The sequence below is a fragment of the Phenylobacterium sp. genome, from assembly GCF_030693805.1.
Classification (GTDB): domain Bacteria; phylum Pseudomonadota; class Alphaproteobacteria; order Caulobacterales; family Caulobacteraceae; genus Phenylobacterium.
In genome coordinates, this window is record NZ_JAUXZW010000226.1 from 1 (window position 1) to 15,806 (window position 15,806).

The 15,806-nt window shown below is 68.3% G+C and carries 17 protein-coding genes and 1 tRNA gene; 5 read left to right on the forward strand and 13 right to left on the reverse strand.

Annotation, left to right across the window (positions count from 1 at the left end; translation table 11 throughout):
• On the reverse strand, positions 1–1,772 hold a 1,772-nt coding region (locus tag Q8M88_RS08700), incomplete at its 3' end, for an autotransporter assembly complex family protein (protein ID WP_305596423.1).
• A gap of 285 nt (positions 1,773–2,057) precedes the next feature.
• Here Q8M88_RS08700 and Q8M88_RS08705 point away from each other — a divergent pair.
• Genes Q8M88_RS08705 through Q8M88_RS08715 form a run of 3 tightly spaced genes read left to right on the forward strand, consistent with a single transcriptional unit; the run spans position 2,058 to position 5,441 of the window.
• Positions 2,058–3,497 carry a circularly permuted type 2 ATP-grasp protein gene (locus Q8M88_RS08705; protein ID WP_305596453.1) on the forward strand — a complete coding sequence of 480 codons (1,440 nt, stop codon included), beginning with the start codon at positions 2,058–2,060 and terminating at the stop codon, positions 3,495–3,497.
• Complete coding sequence (locus Q8M88_RS08710; protein ID WP_305596425.1) at positions 3,494–4,438, forward strand: alpha-E domain-containing protein; 945 nt, start codon at positions 3,494–3,496, stop codon at positions 4,436–4,438. Before Q8M88_RS08705 ends, Q8M88_RS08710 begins: the two co-directional genes overlap by 4 nt.
• A gap of 25 nt (positions 4,439–4,463) precedes the next feature.
• Positions 4,464–5,441 (forward strand): transglutaminase family protein, encoded by a 978-nt coding sequence (locus tag Q8M88_RS08715; RefSeq protein WP_305596427.1) that lies wholly within the window; start codon positions 4,464–4,466, stop codon positions 5,439–5,441.
• A 4-nt stretch (positions 5,442–5,445) separates the two neighbouring features.
• On the opposite strand, the gene Q8M88_RS08720 is transcribed toward Q8M88_RS08715, so the two are convergent.
• From Q8M88_RS08720 to Q8M88_RS08755, 8 genes are all read right to left on the reverse strand, one after another.
• Positions 5,446–5,871, reverse strand: coding sequence for a hypothetical protein (locus tag Q8M88_RS08720; protein WP_305596429.1), 426 nt, complete (start codon positions 5,869–5,871; stop codon positions 5,446–5,448).
• Positions 5,872–5,926: 55 nt separating this feature from the next.
• Positions 5,927–6,958, reverse strand: coding sequence for a sulfate/molybdate ABC transporter ATP-binding protein (locus Q8M88_RS08725; RefSeq protein WP_305596430.1), 1,032 nt, complete (start codon positions 6,956–6,958; stop codon positions 5,927–5,929).
• Positions 6,959–6,977: 19 nt separating this feature from the next.
• The gene (gene cysW, locus Q8M88_RS08730) at positions 6,978–7,823 is read right to left on the reverse strand and encodes a sulfate ABC transporter permease subunit CysW (protein ID WP_305596432.1); all 846 of its coding nucleotides are present in this window, start codon (positions 7,821–7,823) and stop codon (positions 6,978–6,980) included.
• On the reverse strand, positions 7,820–8,719 hold the full coding sequence (gene cysT, locus Q8M88_RS08735) for a sulfate ABC transporter permease subunit CysT (RefSeq protein WP_305596433.1): 900 nt from the start codon (positions 8,717–8,719) through the stop codon (positions 7,820–7,822). The genes cysW and cysT overlap by 4 nt, the downstream gene beginning before the upstream one ends.
• Before the next feature lie 333 nt (positions 8,720–9,052).
• Positions 9,053–9,532: a GNAT family N-acetyltransferase gene (locus Q8M88_RS08740; protein WP_305596435.1), complete on the reverse strand. Its 480-nt coding sequence runs from the start codon at positions 9,530–9,532 to the stop codon at positions 9,053–9,055.
• A gap of 90 nt (positions 9,533–9,622) precedes the next feature.
• Positions 9,623–9,877: a hypothetical protein gene (locus Q8M88_RS08745; protein WP_305596437.1), complete on the reverse strand. Its 255-nt coding sequence runs from the start codon at positions 9,875–9,877 to the stop codon at positions 9,623–9,625.
• A 131-nt stretch (positions 9,878–10,008) separates the two neighbouring features.
• Positions 10,009–10,449 (reverse strand): group III truncated hemoglobin, encoded by a 441-nt coding sequence (locus tag Q8M88_RS08750; RefSeq protein ID WP_305596439.1) that lies wholly within the window; start codon positions 10,447–10,449, stop codon positions 10,009–10,011.
• Between the two features lie 66 nt (positions 10,450–10,515).
• Positions 10,516–10,590: transfer RNA gene (locus tag Q8M88_RS08755), tRNA-Lys, on the reverse strand.
• Between the two features lie 132 nt (positions 10,591–10,722).
• Here Q8M88_RS08755 and Q8M88_RS08760 point away from each other — a divergent pair.
• Positions 10,723–11,319, forward strand: a complete 597-nt coding sequence (locus tag Q8M88_RS08760) for a hypothetical protein (RefSeq protein ID WP_305596441.1) — start codon at positions 10,723–10,725, stop codon at positions 11,317–11,319.
• Here the strand turns inward: Q8M88_RS08760 and tgt are convergent.
• Entirely contained in the window at positions 11,304–12,419 is a 1,116-nt protein-coding gene (gene tgt / locus Q8M88_RS08765) for a tRNA guanosine(34) transglycosylase Tgt (RefSeq protein ID WP_305596443.1), read from the reverse strand. The two genes, Q8M88_RS08760 and tgt, sit on opposite strands and share 16 nt — an antisense overlap.
• Positions 12,419–13,495: a tRNA preQ1(34) S-adenosylmethionine ribosyltransferase-isomerase QueA gene (gene queA / locus Q8M88_RS08770; protein ID WP_305596445.1), complete on the reverse strand. Its 1,077-nt coding sequence runs from the start codon at positions 13,493–13,495 to the stop codon at positions 12,419–12,421. Before queA ends, tgt begins: the two co-directional genes overlap by 1 nt.
• A gap of 63 nt (positions 13,496–13,558) precedes the next feature.
• On the opposite strand from queA, the gene Q8M88_RS08775 reads away from it, so the two are divergent.
• Positions 13,559–14,563: an endonuclease/exonuclease/phosphatase family protein gene (locus Q8M88_RS08775; RefSeq protein ID WP_305596447.1), complete on the forward strand. Its 1,005-nt coding sequence runs from the start codon at positions 13,559–13,561 to the stop codon at positions 14,561–14,563.
• Here Q8M88_RS08775 and Q8M88_RS08780 read toward each other — a convergent pair.
• Together Q8M88_RS08780 and Q8M88_RS08785 are read right to left on the reverse strand one after the other, a co-directional pair.
• Complete coding sequence (locus Q8M88_RS08780; protein ID WP_305596449.1) at positions 14,535–15,002, reverse strand: peptidylprolyl isomerase; 468 nt, start codon at positions 15,000–15,002, stop codon at positions 14,535–14,537. The two genes, Q8M88_RS08775 and Q8M88_RS08780, sit on opposite strands and share 29 nt — an antisense overlap.
• Positions 15,002–15,806, reverse strand: an 805-nt coding sequence (locus Q8M88_RS08785) for a peptidylprolyl isomerase (protein WP_305596451.1), incomplete at its 5' end; no start/stop codon positions are given. The genes Q8M88_RS08780 and Q8M88_RS08785, both read right to left, overlap by 1 nt.

Below are 15,806 nucleotides of genomic sequence, written 5' to 3' on the forward strand. Positions count from 1 at the left end.
CCGATGCTGATGTAGATCTGGAAGGGCGCATCACCCTGGCGTTTTTCCAGCGGCACGGCGATGTCGGCGCGGATCGGTCCGAACCCCAGGTCGTAGCGAACGCCGAAGCCTGCGCCGACGCTCAGGTCCTTGCCGCTGGGATAGGGATCGCTGCCCACCGCTCCGGCGTCGACGAACGCCACCACGCCCCAGCGGCGTGTCAGGTTGTGACGCACCTCGAACGCGGTCTCCAACAGCGAGACGCCGCCCTGCGGCGTGTTGTCCGAGAGCCTCGGGCCCACCGCCTGGTAGCCATAGCCGCGGACCGACCCGCCGCCGCCGGCGAAGAACCGCCGCGACGCCGGAATCTCGGGGATCGAGCCGCCGACCATCGCACCGGCCCGCACCCGCGCAGCCACGACCGTCCGCGCCGCTTCGCCCAGCGGAAGATAGACCGATGCCAGGGCCACGGTCTCCAGGTACGGCAAGGTCGTCTCGCCGGTCAGCAGCGTGGGCTCCAGCCGCATGCCAACCCGCCAGCCGCGGCGCGGATTCAGCGGATCGTCGGAGCGATCCAGGGACAGGTCGGCGAGGCCTGCGATCGCGAACAGGTCGCGCCCGAGCGGCGTCAGCGTGCCAGGACGCCGCTCGTCGGTCCGGCTGAAGTCCAGCGAACCGCCGACGGTCAGATAGGATGTCTTGCCGTAGCGCCTCTGCAGGTCGGCGCGGACGCCCACGCCCTTCTCGTCATAGGCGTCGGTGCGGGTGCTGTAGGCCGCGGCGCCCAGCTTCAGCGTCTGCGCCGGCCTGCGCCAGTGCGGCAGGGCGACCTCGGCGGCCAGCCGGCTGTCGATGTTGGACAGCCGTCCGCTCAGCGACTGGGTGTCGGCGCGGCCGAAGACGTTGTACCGCGTCCAGCGTGCATCCAGCCCGACGCCCTCGCTGGTGGAGTAACTGGCGCCGGCCTCCAGCGTGCGGCGCTTGCGGTCGGCGAGGCTGACGATGATCGGGCGCAGCCCGTCTGTCGTGGTGCTCTCTTTCGGGGCCAGCCCTACGGTGACCGACTCGTAGACCCCGGTGTCGAGCAGCCGGCGCTCGAGCTCGGCGACATCCTCCGGATCGTAGACCTTGCCGGCGCGCCACGGCGCAAGGCGTCGCAGCCAGTCGGGGTCGGTGCGGCCGCGCGCACCCGTGAGGTCCAGGCCGCCCAACCGCACCAGTTCGCCGGCGACGATCCGAAAGGTCGGCCGCACGGTGTGGTCGGCATGGTCGACGATGACTTCGCGGGGCGCAGCGGCGACATCGGCGTAGCCCTGCTTCTGCACCGTAGCGACCACCCGGCCCTCGGCGGCGACCACGTCGGCCGCGCGGCCGGGCTCGCCCTCCTTCAGGCCCATGGCGGCTTCGCCCAAGGCGCGCACCGGCGCGCTGGGCTCGGGCGCGGTCCAGTCGACCTTCGGATCGGCGATCACGAAGCGTTCGCCTGGCGTCACCTTGACCACCGGCGTCGGCGCGTCGCCCTCGCCGACGTCCGGGATCGCCTCGTAGCCGTAGTAGCCTTCGGAGCGCAGCACGGCGACCGCGTCCTCCGCCGCCTCGCGCGCTCGACGCCTGGCCTCGAACCGGTTGAGCAACGGACGGTCGGTCTCGCCGATGGCCTTGACGATCGCGGTGCGTAGCGATGAGTCCATCTCGCCGTCGACCCGCGCGCGCGGCTCGGCCCCACGCGCCGGCGCAGCCCCGCTGAAGCACAGGACCGCGCATGCGGCCGCGGCGAAGACGATGCGTCCCACGCGTGTTTCCCTGCCGCCCCCGACGTCGGGGTGTAACGGCGGTCGCGCAGCATGTCACCACGCCGCACGACGCTCGTGAAAAGCGCCCATTCGCTCAAGCTGCTTTCCATGCGGTGCGAACTTTGCCCAAATGTCGGGCAGTCGGGACGCCTGCGTGCAGGTCGCATCGAATGGCGTGGCTTCGGCGGACGTATTCGCCCGCAGAATGCGCCGATGGACATGAGAGACGAGGCTGGTGTGGCGTTGAGCGTAGGACCGGAACAGGTCGCCGAAGAGGCCCGTCTTATGGAGCCGGCGGTCGCGCCCTACGACGAGATGCTCACCCCCGCTCAGGATGTACGCCCACACTACGCGGCGCTGGCCAACCGGCTGTCGACCCTGGGCGCCCAGGAGCTTTCCGAACGCCAGCGCACGCTGGAGCGGTTCTTTCTGCTCCAGGGCATCACCTTCACGGTTTACGGCGGCGAAAGCTCCACCGAGCGGATCATTCCCACCGACCTGCTGCCGCGAATCATCCCGTCCGACGAATGGACCAAGATCGAGCGTGGACTGACCCAGCGCCTGCGCGCGCTGAATATGTTCCTGGCCGACATCTACGGCGACCAGCAGATCCTGATGGACGGCGTCGTTCCGCGCGAGCTGGTGCTGCAGGCCCCGTCGTACCGACGCGAGATGCAGCACCTGTTCGTGCCGCACCAGGCCTTCGCCAATGTCTGCGGCAGCGACCTCATCCGCCAGCCGGACGGTTCCTTCGCCGTGCTGGAGGACAATCTGCGGGTGCCCTCGGGCGTCTCCTACATGCTGGCCAATCGCGAGGCGTCGAAGCGGGTGTTCCCGGGTACGTTCCGCGGCGCCGGCGTGCGCTCCATCGACCGCTATCCCGACCTGCTGCTGGCGACCTTGAAGAGCATGGCGGCCGACTGGCGGCCCGACCCGCAGGTCGTGGTGCTGACGCCGGGCGTCTACAACTCCGCCTATTTCGAGCACGCCTACCTCGCCCGCCTGATGGGCGCGCCGCTGGTCGAGGGGCGCGATCTGGTGGTCCACGACAACCGCGTCTACATGCGCACCACCACGGGCCTGCGCCGCGTCGACGTGATCTATCGCCGGGTCGACGACGACTTCATCGATCCCCTCACCTTCCGTCGAGATTCCGGGCTGGGCGCGGCGGGCCTGTTCAACGCCTACCGCGCCGGCGCGGTGGTGATCTGCAATGCACCCGGCACCGGGGTCGCCGACGACAAGGCGGTCTACGCCTATGTGCCGGAGATCATCCGCTACTACCTGGGCGAGGACGCGATCCTGCCAAACATCGAGACCTACCTCTGCCGCGACCCGTCGCAGCTCAGCTACGTGCTGGCCAATCTCGACAAGCTGGTGGTCAAGGCGGTTGGCGCGTCCGGCGGCTACGGCATGCTGGTCGGCCCCCACTCCACCCAGGCCCAGCGCGAGGAGTTCGCCGACGCGCTGAAGGCCGATCCCGCCAACTACATCGCCCAGCCGACCATCCAACTATCCACCGCGCCGTGCCTGGTCGACCAGACGATCGAGCCGCGCCACGTGGACCTGCGTCCGTTCATCCTGTGCGGCGACAAGATCACCGTCACGCCCGGGGCCCTCACCCGCGTCGCCCTGCGCAAGGGCTCGTTGGTGGTGAATTCCAGCCAGGGCGGGGGCTCCAAAGACACCTGGGTGCTCGACGACGCCGGGGAGCTGCGCCCATGATGCTCGCCCGTGTCGCCGACAGTCTCTACTGGATCGGCCGCTACATCGAACGCGCCGAGCACATGGCGCGGCTTTCCGACGTGATGCTCAACGCCACGCTCGACCGCACGGAAGCAGCCTATGAGGTGGCGCAGATCGCCATCGCCGCGGTGGGCGAACCCGACCCGTCCAAGGCAGCCAACCCCTATCAGGCCGCACTCGCCCTGGCGCTGGACCGCGAGGACGCCGGCTCGATCACCTCATCGCTGGCCAAGGCGCGCGAGAACGCCCGCCAGGTGCGCGACCAGATCACCACCGAGACGTGGGAGCGGCTGAACCTGCTGTACCTGCGCCTGACCGGACCCAGCGCCGACAAGGCCTTCGCCGACGGCTCGTCGACTTTCCTGCACGAAGCGATCGCCGACCTACATCTGTTCAAGGGGGCGGCCGACGCCACCATGAGCCATGGCGAGGGCTGGCGCTTCCTGTTGCTGGGCGTCTACCTCGAACGCGCCCAGCTGATCGGACGGCTGCTGGAGGTCTGCTTCGGCGATGCGCGCCGCGGGCCGATCACCGACCACTTCGCCCTGACCAGCCTGCTGCGCATGAGCTGCGCGCTGGAGCCCTATCTGCGGGTCTACACCGCCGACATCCAGCCGCGTTTCATCCAGGAATTCCTGCTGCTCGACGAGGAATTCCCGCGTTCGATCCGTTTCTGCACCTCGCGGATCGAAGAGCATCTCTCCAGCCTGACCCGGCACATGGATGTTCCCGGTCAGGTGGGGCCTGAGCGCCTTGCCGGGCGGCTGAAGGCGCGGCTGCAATACGCCGACATGGATGAGCTCGAGGCCAGCGGCGTCAGCGCCTTCCTGTCCAGCATCCTGGACGAATGCGCGGCGATCCATCGGGGACTCTACGAAACCTTCGTGGCATATCCCCTCGAGCTGCGACTGCCCGCCTAAAGACCCTCGTCGAAGGACCCAAGCCTTGCTCCTCGAGATCCGCCACGTCACCCAGTACCACTACGACGACGACGTCCGGGAAAGCGTCATGGAGCTGTGGATGCAGCCGCAGAAGGGCTCGCATCAGCGGCTGGTGAGCTTCGAGCTCGACCTCGACCCGCCGGCCCAGCTGTTCTCCTACGCCGACCCGTTCGGCAACGCCGTCTACCACTTCGACGTCCCCCAGCCGCACGACCGCCTGACCATCCAGGCGCGTTCGGCGATCGAGACCCAGCCGCCGCCTGCGCTGCCCGAAGCGCTCGACATGGGCGAGTGGGATCGGTTGCGCGGTGAATTCGTCCGCGGCGAGAACTTCGACTTCCTGTATCCGCACGGATTCGCCGTGCCGACGCCGGCGCTCGAGGCGTTTATTGAAGAGCACCAGCTAGACCGGTTGAAAGCCCGCGATCCGCTGACCGCGGTCCGGGCCCTGTCGCAGGTGATCTACGAGGCCTTCGCCTACGATCCGGACGCCACCGACGCCGACAGTTCGATCGATGTCGCCCTGGCGGCCCGCGGCGGCGTCTGCCAGGACTTCGCCCACATCATGATCGCCATCTGCCGGTCGTGGGGAATCCCGGCGCGCTACGTCTCGGGCTACCTGTTCACCGATCGCAGCGGCGGCGACCGCTCCGATCCCGACGCCACGCACGCCTGGGTCGAGGTGTTCATGCCGAGCGTGCGCTGGGTAGGCCTGGACCCGACCAACAACATCGCCGCGGGCGAGCGCCACGTGGCCTGCGCCATCGGCCGCGACTACGCCGACGTGCCGCCCTCGCGCGGGGTCTATAAGGGCGAGGCCGACAGCCAGCTGGCGGTGGGCGTCTCGGTGCGCCGGGCCCGCGCCGCGGTCACCGAGCCCGAATTCATGCGGGCGGCCCAGACCACGGCGTCACGCGATGGCAGGCGTCGCGGTCCGGTCGGCGGCCTCTCCTACGACCAGCAACAGCAACAGCAACAGTAGGCGCTCAGCGGCCGCCGAGGTGCAGGCTCGCTATACGAACGATGCTGCTGGGCGGCGTGGGGATCACCTTGGCGAGGGGCTCGCCACGCCGATCCGCATCGTCATAGGCCAATTGCAATGTCAGTTCGCTGTCCCCGCGGAGGAGCAGCACGTCGGCGGCGTCCGTGCGCAGATGTGACTGCTGCAGGGCGTGATCGACGGCCGCGCGCGCCAGTCTTTGGGCGCTGGCTTCGTCGGCGGCCGAGGCTGCGGCATCCAAACCGTCCCGTGCGGCGCGTTGCAGCGCTTCGCCCATCCTTGCGTGCTCGATCCACAGGTTCAGGCCCGCGCCTAGCAAGAGCATGGCTGGCGCGAGGAACGCGAGCTTGACCCACGGCGCGCGCCGAGCCGTCTTTTCAATGAGAGACTTCATGGAGGGCGCGCCAGTCATGCGCGACCTATCGCCGCGCCGGGTAAATCGCACGTTAAAGTCGAGTTTGTCCGACTTACGCGGGAAAGACGTAGGCCTTGCTGGGCGCCAGTCGCAGCCTGGCTCCGGGCGCAAGGCCCTGCGCATTCTCCCGCGCGAAATGGGCCTCGAACGGCAGGCCCGCCAGCGTCAAACCCTCAATGTGCACGACCGGCCCTTGGGCTGTGACCCGGTGGGCCACCACGTCGAAGCCGTCACCGTTCGCGGCGGGCACCAGGTCGTGCGGGCGCACGAAGCCGGTTGCTGGACCATTTGGGACGCCCGTCGCGGCCAGCGTGAGGCCTCCGCCCGTGAAGCGCTCGGCCTGAACGTCGCCCTCGAACCGATTGGCGGCGCCGACGAAGCCGCAGACGAACGGACCGCTGGGCGCGTCATAGACTTCTGTCGGCGTCCCCACCTGTTCGATGCGTCCGAGGTTCAGGATCGCCACGCGGTCGGCCAGCTCAAGCGCCTCTTCCTGGTCATGGGTGACGAAGATTGTGGTTACGCCAGTGGCGTCGTGGATGCGACGCAGCTCCTTGCGCAGCGACTTGCGCACCGTGGCGTCCAGCGCCCCGAACGGCTCGTCGAGCAGCAGCACGCGCGGATTCACCGCCAGGGCCCGGGCCAGCGCGACGCGCTGACGCTGGCCGCCGGAAAGCTGATTGGGGAAGCGCTTGCCCAGGCCGTCCAGCTCCACGAGCTTCAGCAGCTCGTCGACGCGCTTCAGGATCTCTTCCTTGGGCGGGCGCTGGGCGCGCTTTCGCACGTCGAGACCGAAGGCGACGTTGCGCGCCACAGTCATGTGGCGGAACAGGGCGTACTGTTGGAACACGAAGCCGACCCGACGATCGGCGGCGCCGGCCAGGGTCATGTCCTGATCGTCGAACAGGATCTGGCCCTTCTCGGGGAATTCGAGGCCGGCGATCAGTCGCAGCAGGGTCGTCTTGCCCGAGCCCGACGGACCCAGCAGCGCCAGCAGCTCGCCCTCTGCGATCTCAAGGGTGACGCCATTGAGCGCAGGGTAGCGGTCGAAGGTCTTTTCGATGTCGCGAGCGGTGATGGTCATGAGGGGTGCGGGCTACCGGTCAATGGCCAACCCGGCCGTGCGGCTGGGCGACTTCTAGCAGGGTCTTCAGCGTCAGGGTCACCACCGCCAGGCCGCACAGAACGCCGGCCACGGCGAAGGCGCCGACGAAATTGTACTCGTTGTAGAGGATCTCCACGTGCAGCGGCATGGTGTTGGTCAAGCCGCGGATGTGGCCGGAGACCACCGACACTGCGCCGAACTCGCCCATGGCGCGGGCGTTGCACAGCAGCATCCCGTAGAGCAGCGCCCAGCGGATATTGGGGGCTGTCACACTCCAGAACGTGCGTAGGCCCGACGCGCCCAGCGAGACCGCCGCCTCCTCCTCGTCGACGCCCTGTTCCTGCATCAGCGGGATCAGTTCGCGCGCGACGAAGGGGAAGGTCACGAACACCGTCGCCAGCACGATGCCAGGCGTGGCGAAGATGACCTTGATGTCGTGGTCGATCAGCCAGTCGCCGAACCAACCCTGCGCGCCGAACACCAGCACGTAGATCAGCCCCGCGACCACCGGCGACACCGAAAACGGCAAGTCGATAAGGGTGATCAGGAATGGCTTGAAGCGGAACTCGTGTTTGGCGACCGCCCAGGCGGCGCAGATGCCGAAGAAGGCGTTGAAGGGCACGGCGATCGCTGCTGTCAGCAGCGTCAGCTTCATCGCCGCTACGGCGTCGGGCTCGCGGATCGCCTCCAGCGCCGGGCCGACGCCACGCCGCAGCGCCTCGACGAACACCGTGACCATGGGCAGGATCAGCACCAGCACCAGGAACGTCGCCACCACCGCCAGGATCAGCGCCTTGATCCATGCCGGTTCTTCGGTGGCGAGCCTCGCTGTCGCGCGCTTCATGCGAAGCGCCTCGCATAGGCCTGGATGGCGTTGATCACGAACAGCATGGCGAACGAAACCAGCAGCATGACGACTGCGATCGCCGCGGCCCCCGCGTAGTCGTACTGCTCCAGCTCGATGATGATCAGCAGCGGCGCGATCTCCGACTTGTAGGGCATGTTGCCGGCGATGAAGATCACCGAGCCGTACTCGCCGACGCCGCGGGCGAAGGCCATGGCGAATCCGGTGACCCAGGCGGGCGCCAGCGACGGCATGATCACGCGCAGGATCGTGTCGAGGCGGCTCGCGCCCAGACTGGCCGCGGCCTCTTCCACGTCATGCGAGAGATCGCGCATCACCGGCTCCAGCGTGCGCACCACGAACGGCAGGCCGATGAAGGTCAGCGCGATGATCACGCCGAGCGGCGTATAGGCGACCTTGACGCCCAGCGGCGCCAGCAGGCCCCCGACCCAGCCGTTCTCCGCATAGAGGCTTGCCAGCGCGATGCCGGCCACCGCGGTGGGAAGCGCGAAGGGCAGGTCGATGATCGCATTGACCGCCGCCTTGCCGGGAAACTGGTAGCGCACCATCGCCCAGGCCGTCGGAAGGCCGAACAGGCCGTTGATCAAGGCCGCCACCAGCGCGGCCCCGAACGACAGTCGATACGCCGTGAATGCCCGTTCCGAGAAGGCCGCCGATAGGAAATCCGCCGGCCCCTGCCCCGCTGACCTGAGGATCACCGCCGACAGCGGGATCAGCACGATGCAGGACAGGATGGCGAGGGTGACGCCCATGGTCAGGCCGAAGCCCGGGATGGCCGAGCGCCTGCGCCAGGTCCAGCCACGCCGGGGGGCGGCCTGCACGGCCGTGCGCTGAGGCGCGTTCGCCACGATGTCGCGATCAGTCGGGGCGGTCATGGAAAAAGCGGCGCTGGCCCTGTTCGACACGAAAACGCCCGCGCGCCAGGAAAGCGTCAGCCCCCTGTCCGCCAGCTCGCCTCCCGCTAATCCCTAGTTCGTCTATCGACAATAGAGATTTTCTGCGGAGCCTCCCGCGAAAGCTGGATCAGCGTCGGCCGCTGAGCGGTGGGAAGGCCTGCATGCCGAAAGGGTCGATGCACCAACCGTCGCTAGTGTGTATCCACTCGGCGTCGAACGTCCCGACCATGCCGCTGCCCAGCGCGGTGACACTTCGAGCCCGCCCGATCGCCGTCGACTTGATCCCCATTTGCCTCGGCGCCGCTGCTAGGGTCAGGGTGTCTCCAGATCCTTCTCCATCGCATAATTGTGGATCGCAACGCCGCGCACCGCGAAATCCCGACGCGCGACGACCTGAAACCCCTTGCGCAGAAACATCCGGCGCGCCGCCTCGCTGGCCTCCACATAGAGGCGGTAGACGCCGTGCGTCCGCGCCGCCGTCTCAAGGGCGTCGTAGAGCTGGGAGCCCACGCCCTTCCCCACGAATTCAGGCCGAAGATACATGTGATCGATGTGACCGTCGGCTTCGAGGTCGATGTAGCCGACAGGCCCATCGGCCTCGCCCGTCGCTACGAGGAAGCTCAACCGTTTGGCGGCACGGCGCTCGAACGACCGCGGGTCCGGCGGCTCCGGCGCCCACGCCTCGACCTGCGCACGACTGTAATCGCGCAGGCCCGCTTGGCGGACCGAGGCGAAGAATAAGGCGGCCAGCGCGGGCGCATCCGCAGGTCGATAGGGGCGGATCGTGATCACGAAGGGTCCTGCGGGCGCGGCCGACGGCTGGGTATCCGAGTCGTCCTACGCCGAGGTTAGCCGGTGCGCGGGGCAGATCACCCGCTAGTGTCAGGATTTGTGGGCGTCCCAACCCAGCAGCGGCGACATCGCTTCCTGGCCGGGCGCGAGGTCGTGGAGATGGCTCTCGAATTCGCGCTGCTTTTCGAAGGCGCGGATCTTATCTGCGAGCTTGTCGAACCTTTCGGCCAGTGCGGGAGGCGGCGCCCAGGAGCGGGCCGGATCGTGCGGTCCGGCGTCCATCGGGTGCTCGAACAGGGTCCTCATCTCGCGAAGGACGGCCTCAAGTTCGGAATAGGGGTTCATGGCGGCTTCCTACCGGATCAGCCGACGAGGCGCCCTCGCCGGCGCCGCCCGCCCCCCGTTCATCCGCGAGGCGGGGGCAACCTTAAGATAGGCCTGCGGACATAAACGTTCCAGGGGTGTGGCGGCTGGCCTCAAGGGGTGTCGACCGGTGGGAACTCGCCGCGACTGACCGCGATGCCCAGCTTGAGGCTCTGGGCGATCAGCTCCGAACGCGCAACGAACAGGGCCGCGGCGTCAGTCGGGCAGAGCCGGCGCACCGTCTCGTGGAACAGCTCCAGCCAGCGCGCGAAGTGCTTCGCCTCGATGCCGCCCACCGCAACGTGGGCCACCATCGGCGATCCCTCATAGCGCGCGGTGCGCAGCAGCACCGACGACCAGAAATCGCACAGCTTGGCCAGGTGCTCGCTCCAGTCGTCGCCCAGCACGCGGCCGAAGATCGGCCCGAGGTCCGGATCGATGCGCACTCGGGCGTAGAAGGCATGGACGACCTCGTGGATCATCGCCTCGGTGACGCCCACGGCGACGCCCGCGCCGACGCGGAGCTTTGGGTTCGCAGGTTGTTCGGAAATCACGCGCACGCCCTCCTGACCGCAGATATGGGGTCGGCGGCGCGGGGGCGCATCGGCCCGCGACGATGTTGGTAGGCCGGGTGGGGGTCGAACCCACGACCACTCGATTAAAAGTCGGGTGCTCTACCACTGAGCTACCGGCCCTCAGCGCGACGCGATGGTTTGCGTCGGGCGAAGCGGCGCGGACCTTACCCAGCAGGCCCCGATGAAACAAGGCCGCGGGAGCGTGCGGGCCACGGGGCGCGTTTAGCCTGGAGTGATATAGGATCGCTCCCGATGCGTTTCGTGACTCTCACCCTTCTGCCCGCCTTGCTGCCCATCCTGCTGCTGGGCGCCTGCACGACGACGCGCGCTGACGGCTCGGCGAAGATTCAGACGACGTCCGAAGCCAACCGCGAGAACCTGCAGGGAGCGCTGGCTGCGCCGCTTCGAGACGTCAACGTGCTGCGCACCAAGATCCCCGACGTGCTGCTGCAGGCCGAGGCCGATCCCTATCAGCGACCCGCCAGCGGCGAATGCGAGGAGCTCCGCGCCCTCGTCGCCCCGCTGAACGACGCGCTCGGCGAAGATCTCGATCTGCTCGCGATCGAGAACGCCAGCATGATGGTCAAGGGTCGGGAGACGGCGCTGGGGGCGATCGCCGGTCTGACCACCGACGTGATCCCGTTCCGCGGCTGGGTCCGCAAGCTGACCGGGGCCGAACAGCACGACAAGCTTGTGGCGCAGGCGATCATGGCAGGCGCGGTGCGTCGCGCCTATCTGAAGGGTCTGGGCGAGAGCAAGGGATGCGAGCCGCCGGCGACGCCGTCGCACCTGCTCAGCGGCACGCCGCCTGTCGAGCAGGAGCCGAAGCCCCGCTATCCCGTCCGCTGACGCGCGGCGAAGTCGCGGCGGAACGCGTCCAGCCGGCCCTCGGCGATGGCCTCACGCAAGGCCTTGGTCAGGAGGTGGAAGAAAGCCAGGTTGTGCCAGGAGAGCAGCACCTGGCCCAGAATCTCCTGCGACTTCACCAAGTGGTGCAGATAAGCTTTTGAATAGTCAGTGCTAGCTGCACAGCCGCCGTTTGGGTCAAGCGGCGTATCGTCTTCCGCAAAACGTGCATTCTTCAGGTTCACCGAACCTTCCCAGGTCCAGGCCTGGCCGTGGCGGCCCGAGCGCGTTGGCAGTACGCAGTCGAACATGTCGACGCCGCGGGCCACCGCCTCGACGATGTCGATCGGTTTGCCGACCCCCATCAGGTAACGCGGACGCTCCGGCGGCAGCATGGCCGGCGCATAGTCCAGCACCTCGCACATGGCGGCATGACCCTCGCCCACCGCCAGGCCGCCGATCGCATAACCGTCGAAGCCGGTCTCGATCAGCCGCTCTGACGATTCACGCCGCAGCGCCTCGAAGGTCGAGCCCTGCTGGATGCCGAACAACGCCTGGGCCTCACGCGCCCCGAATGCGGCCTTGCAGCGTTCGCCCCATCGCGCCGACAGCCGCAACGCCTCACCTGCGCGCGCCTCTTCCGCCGGCCAGGCGACACACTCGTCCAGTTGCATGGAGATGTCCGCGCCCAACAGGTCTGCCTGGATCTCGATGGACCGCTCCGGCGACAGCGTGTGGCGCGAGCCGTCGATATGGCTCTGGAAGGTCACGGCCTCTTCCCTGACCTTGGCGATCTTCGACAGGCTCATCACCTGGAAGCCGCCCGAGTCCGTGAGGATCGGCCCCTCCCAGCGCATGAACCGGTGCAGGCCGCCCAGCCGCGCCACCCGCTCGGCGGTGGGTCGCAGCATCAGATGATAGGTGTTGCCCAGGATGATGTCAGCGCCGCTGGAGGCCACCTGATCGACGCTCAGCGCCTTGACCGTCCCGGCCGTGCCCACCGGCATGAAGGCCGGGGTGCGGATCGCGCCGCGCGGGGTCTGCAGCACGCCGGTGCGCGCGGCGCCGTCGACGGCGTCGATGCGGAATGGGAAGGCGCCCATCAGGCGGCCCGCCAGAGCAGGCTCGCGTCGCCGTAGGAATAGAACCGATAGCCTTCGGCGATGGCGTGCTCATAGGCGTCGCGCATCCGATCCTGGCCAGCGAAGGCGCAGACCAGCATGAACAGCGTCGACTTCGGCAGATGGAAGTTGGTCATAAGACCGTCGGCCGCGCGGAAGCGATAGCCCGGCGTGATGAAGATCGAGGTCTCGTCGGCGAAGGGCTGCACCTGTCGGTCCTCACCCGCCGCCGATTCCAGCAGCCGCAGGGACGTGGTGCCGACGCAGACCACCCGCCCGCCGGCAGCCCGCGTCCGATTGACCGCGTCCGCTGTGGCTTGCGACACCTCGCCGTACTCCGGGTGCATGCGATGCAGGGCGATGTCGTCTTCCTTGACCGGCAGGAAGGTGCCTGCGCCCACGTGCAGGGTGACAAAGGTGCTTTCCACGCCGCGCTCGGCCAGGTGCTCCAGCAGCTGCGGGGTGAAATGCAGGCCAGCGGTGGGCGCGGCGACCGAGCCGTCGGTCTGGGCGTAGACCGTCTGGTAATCGCGGCGGTCGCGTTCGTCCTCTGGGCGGCGCGCGGCGATGTAAGGCGGCAGCGGCATGGCCCCACGCTCGGCGATGGCCGCGTCCAGATCGGCGCCCGTCAGATCGAAGGCCAGCGTCACCTCGCCGCCCTCGCCCTTCGCATGGATCGTGGCGTCCAGCGCGCCTATCAGGCAGGCGCGGTCGTTGGTCTCGCCGAAGGACACCCGGTCGCCGGGCTCCAGCCGCTTGCCGGGCTTCATGAACGCGGTCCAGCGCGAGCCGGACAGGCGTCGGTGCAGGGTGGCCTCCACCGCCACCACGCTGTCGCCGCGATGCCGCTTGCCCTTCAGCCGCGCGGCGATCACCCGGGTGTCGTTGAGCACCAGCAGATCGCCGGGTGCGAGCAGGCCCGGGAGGTCGTCCACCCGCCGATCAGCCAACGCCTCGCCGGGCTGCACCACCAGCAGGCGTGCGGAGTCCCTCGGTTCGGCCGGGCGCAGAGCGATGCGCTCCGCAGGCAGTATGAAGTCGAAATCGGCAAGCTGCATGGATCGGGCTCAAGCGCATGTGCGCGGGCGCCCGTCAAGGCCACGCCGTGCTAGAGCGCAGGCATGTCGCTACGCTCCATCCTCCTGACGGTGATCCGCACGATCGGCGTCGCACTGGCCCTGCCGCTGGGGCTGGTCTGCGCCGGCGCGGCGCTGGCCGCCCAGGGCGGTCGATGGAGCGCCAGCCTCGACGCGCTGGCCCACTTCGCGCCGTTTTGGCTGGCGGGGGCTTTGGGCGTCGTAGCGGCAGGTGTCGTACTGGCGCGGGGGGCCTTGCGCGGTGCGCTGGTGGTGCTGGGCCTGGTCGGCGCATTGGCCGCCGGATCGCTGATGGCGCCGGAGTACCTGCGTGACGCCGGACCTCACGCAGACGCCAAGGCGCCGCTTCAGTTGAAGCTGCTGCAATTCAACGTCTGGTGGTTCAATGCAGATGTCGAGCGGACCGCTGACTGGATCGCCGCCCAGAACGCCGACGTCATCGTACTTGAGGAAGCGCGTGCAAGCTTTCGCGACGCCCTGCTGCGCCGAGGCCACTACCACGTCAGTTGCGATGGGTGCTCTGTGACGATCCTCACCCGCGCCCAGCCGGTCGCCTGGGGCGGGTTGCCGGGTCCATGGCCGTCGCCGGCGATGACCTATGTCACCTTTGCGACCGCACAGGGGCCGTTCACGGTGTTCGGCGTGCACCTGTCGTGGCCGACGTCCAACGGTCTACAGCAGCGCCAGGGCGCCAATCTCGGCAAGGTGCTCAGCACCTACCCGCGCAGTTCGCTGATCGTTTCGGGAGACTTCAACTCGACGCCGTGGTCGTTCACCCGTCGCCGCATGGATCGCGACCTGGGCTTGATCAGGCGCACGCGCGCGGTGTTCAGCTGGCCAGCCAGGGACGTCACCGGCCAGGTGGCGAAGGTCCCCTTCCCGTTCCTACCGATCGACCACGTCTACGCCGGGCGCGAATGGCGAACGGTGAGCGTCAAGCGTGGCCCGCGCCTGGGATCAGACCACTATCCGGTGATCGTCACCCTGGCGCGTGATCCGGCTACAGGTCGGCGGCGACCTTCGCGCTGACGATCTTGCCCGGCGCGCGCGGCGGCTCGCCCTTGGGCAAGGCGTCGACATTGTCCATGCCCTCGGTCACTTCGCCCCACACCGTGTACTGGTTGTCGAGGAAGCGGGCGTCGTCGAAGCAGATGAAGAACTGGCTGTTGGCCGAGTCCGGGTTCGAGGTGCGCGCCATCGAGCAGACGCCGCGCACGTGCGGCTCCTTGGAGAATTCCTGCTTCAGGTCCGGCTTGTCTGAGCCGCCGCTGCCGCGTCCCGTCGGATCGCCGCCCTGGGCCATGAAGCCCGGAATCACCCGGTGGAACACCACGCCGTCGTAGAAGCCCGAACGCGCCAGTTCCTTGATCCGGGCGACGTGCCCGGGCGCCAGATCCGGGCGCAGGCGGATCGACACCGGCCCGGTGTCGAGCGTCAGGATCAGGGTGTTCTCGGGATCGTCGGCCATTACTGGGTAACCTCCGCTGGAATTTCGATGTCGCACGCCGTGAAGTCGGCGCCCTTGGAGTGCCGGACCCAGGCGATCTCAGCCTTGAACCAGGCGCTCGCCGGGTCGATGACCCGCACCTTGGGGCGCTCGGCCTCGGGGATGTCGGCCATGACCCGCACGCGGTCCATGCGGTCCTGCGGATCGGCTACGGGTTCGCCGACCTTGATCGCCCGGACCACGTCCTGGCCGACGATCACGCGGCCCCAGGCGGTATAGCGCTTCTCAAGCGAAGGATAGCCGTCGCGCATCAGGAAGAACTGGCTGTTGGCCGAGTCGGCCTCGGTTCCCCGCGCCATCGCCGCGACGCCCGGGCAATACAGGGCCCAGGCCGAGACCTTGCCGTCTGTGGTCATCGGCGCGAGCATCGAGCTCTGGCTCATCACCGGCAGCGATTTGATGAAGCCGATCTCGGCGACGGTCTGATCGGCGGCCACCACCATCCCGGCCTCGGGGCCTCGGCGGAAGGTGAATTCGGCGGCGAGGTCCGGCTTCAGCGAACCACCGGAGCCGGTGTTCTCCGGGTCCCCGGTCTGGGCCATGAAGCCGTCCACCACTCGGAAAAACGTCAGGCGGTTGTAGAAGCCGTCGTGGGCGAGATCACGCACGCGGGTGACGTGATTGGGCGCCACCTCCGGGATCATCTCCACCAGCACGCGGCCCTTGTTCGTGTCGATCACCAGCACGTTGGCGGGATCGGGCGTGCGCCAGTCGGCGGCCGTCGGCGCAGCGGGTTTGGCAGGTGCGGCCGGCGCGGCGGCCGCC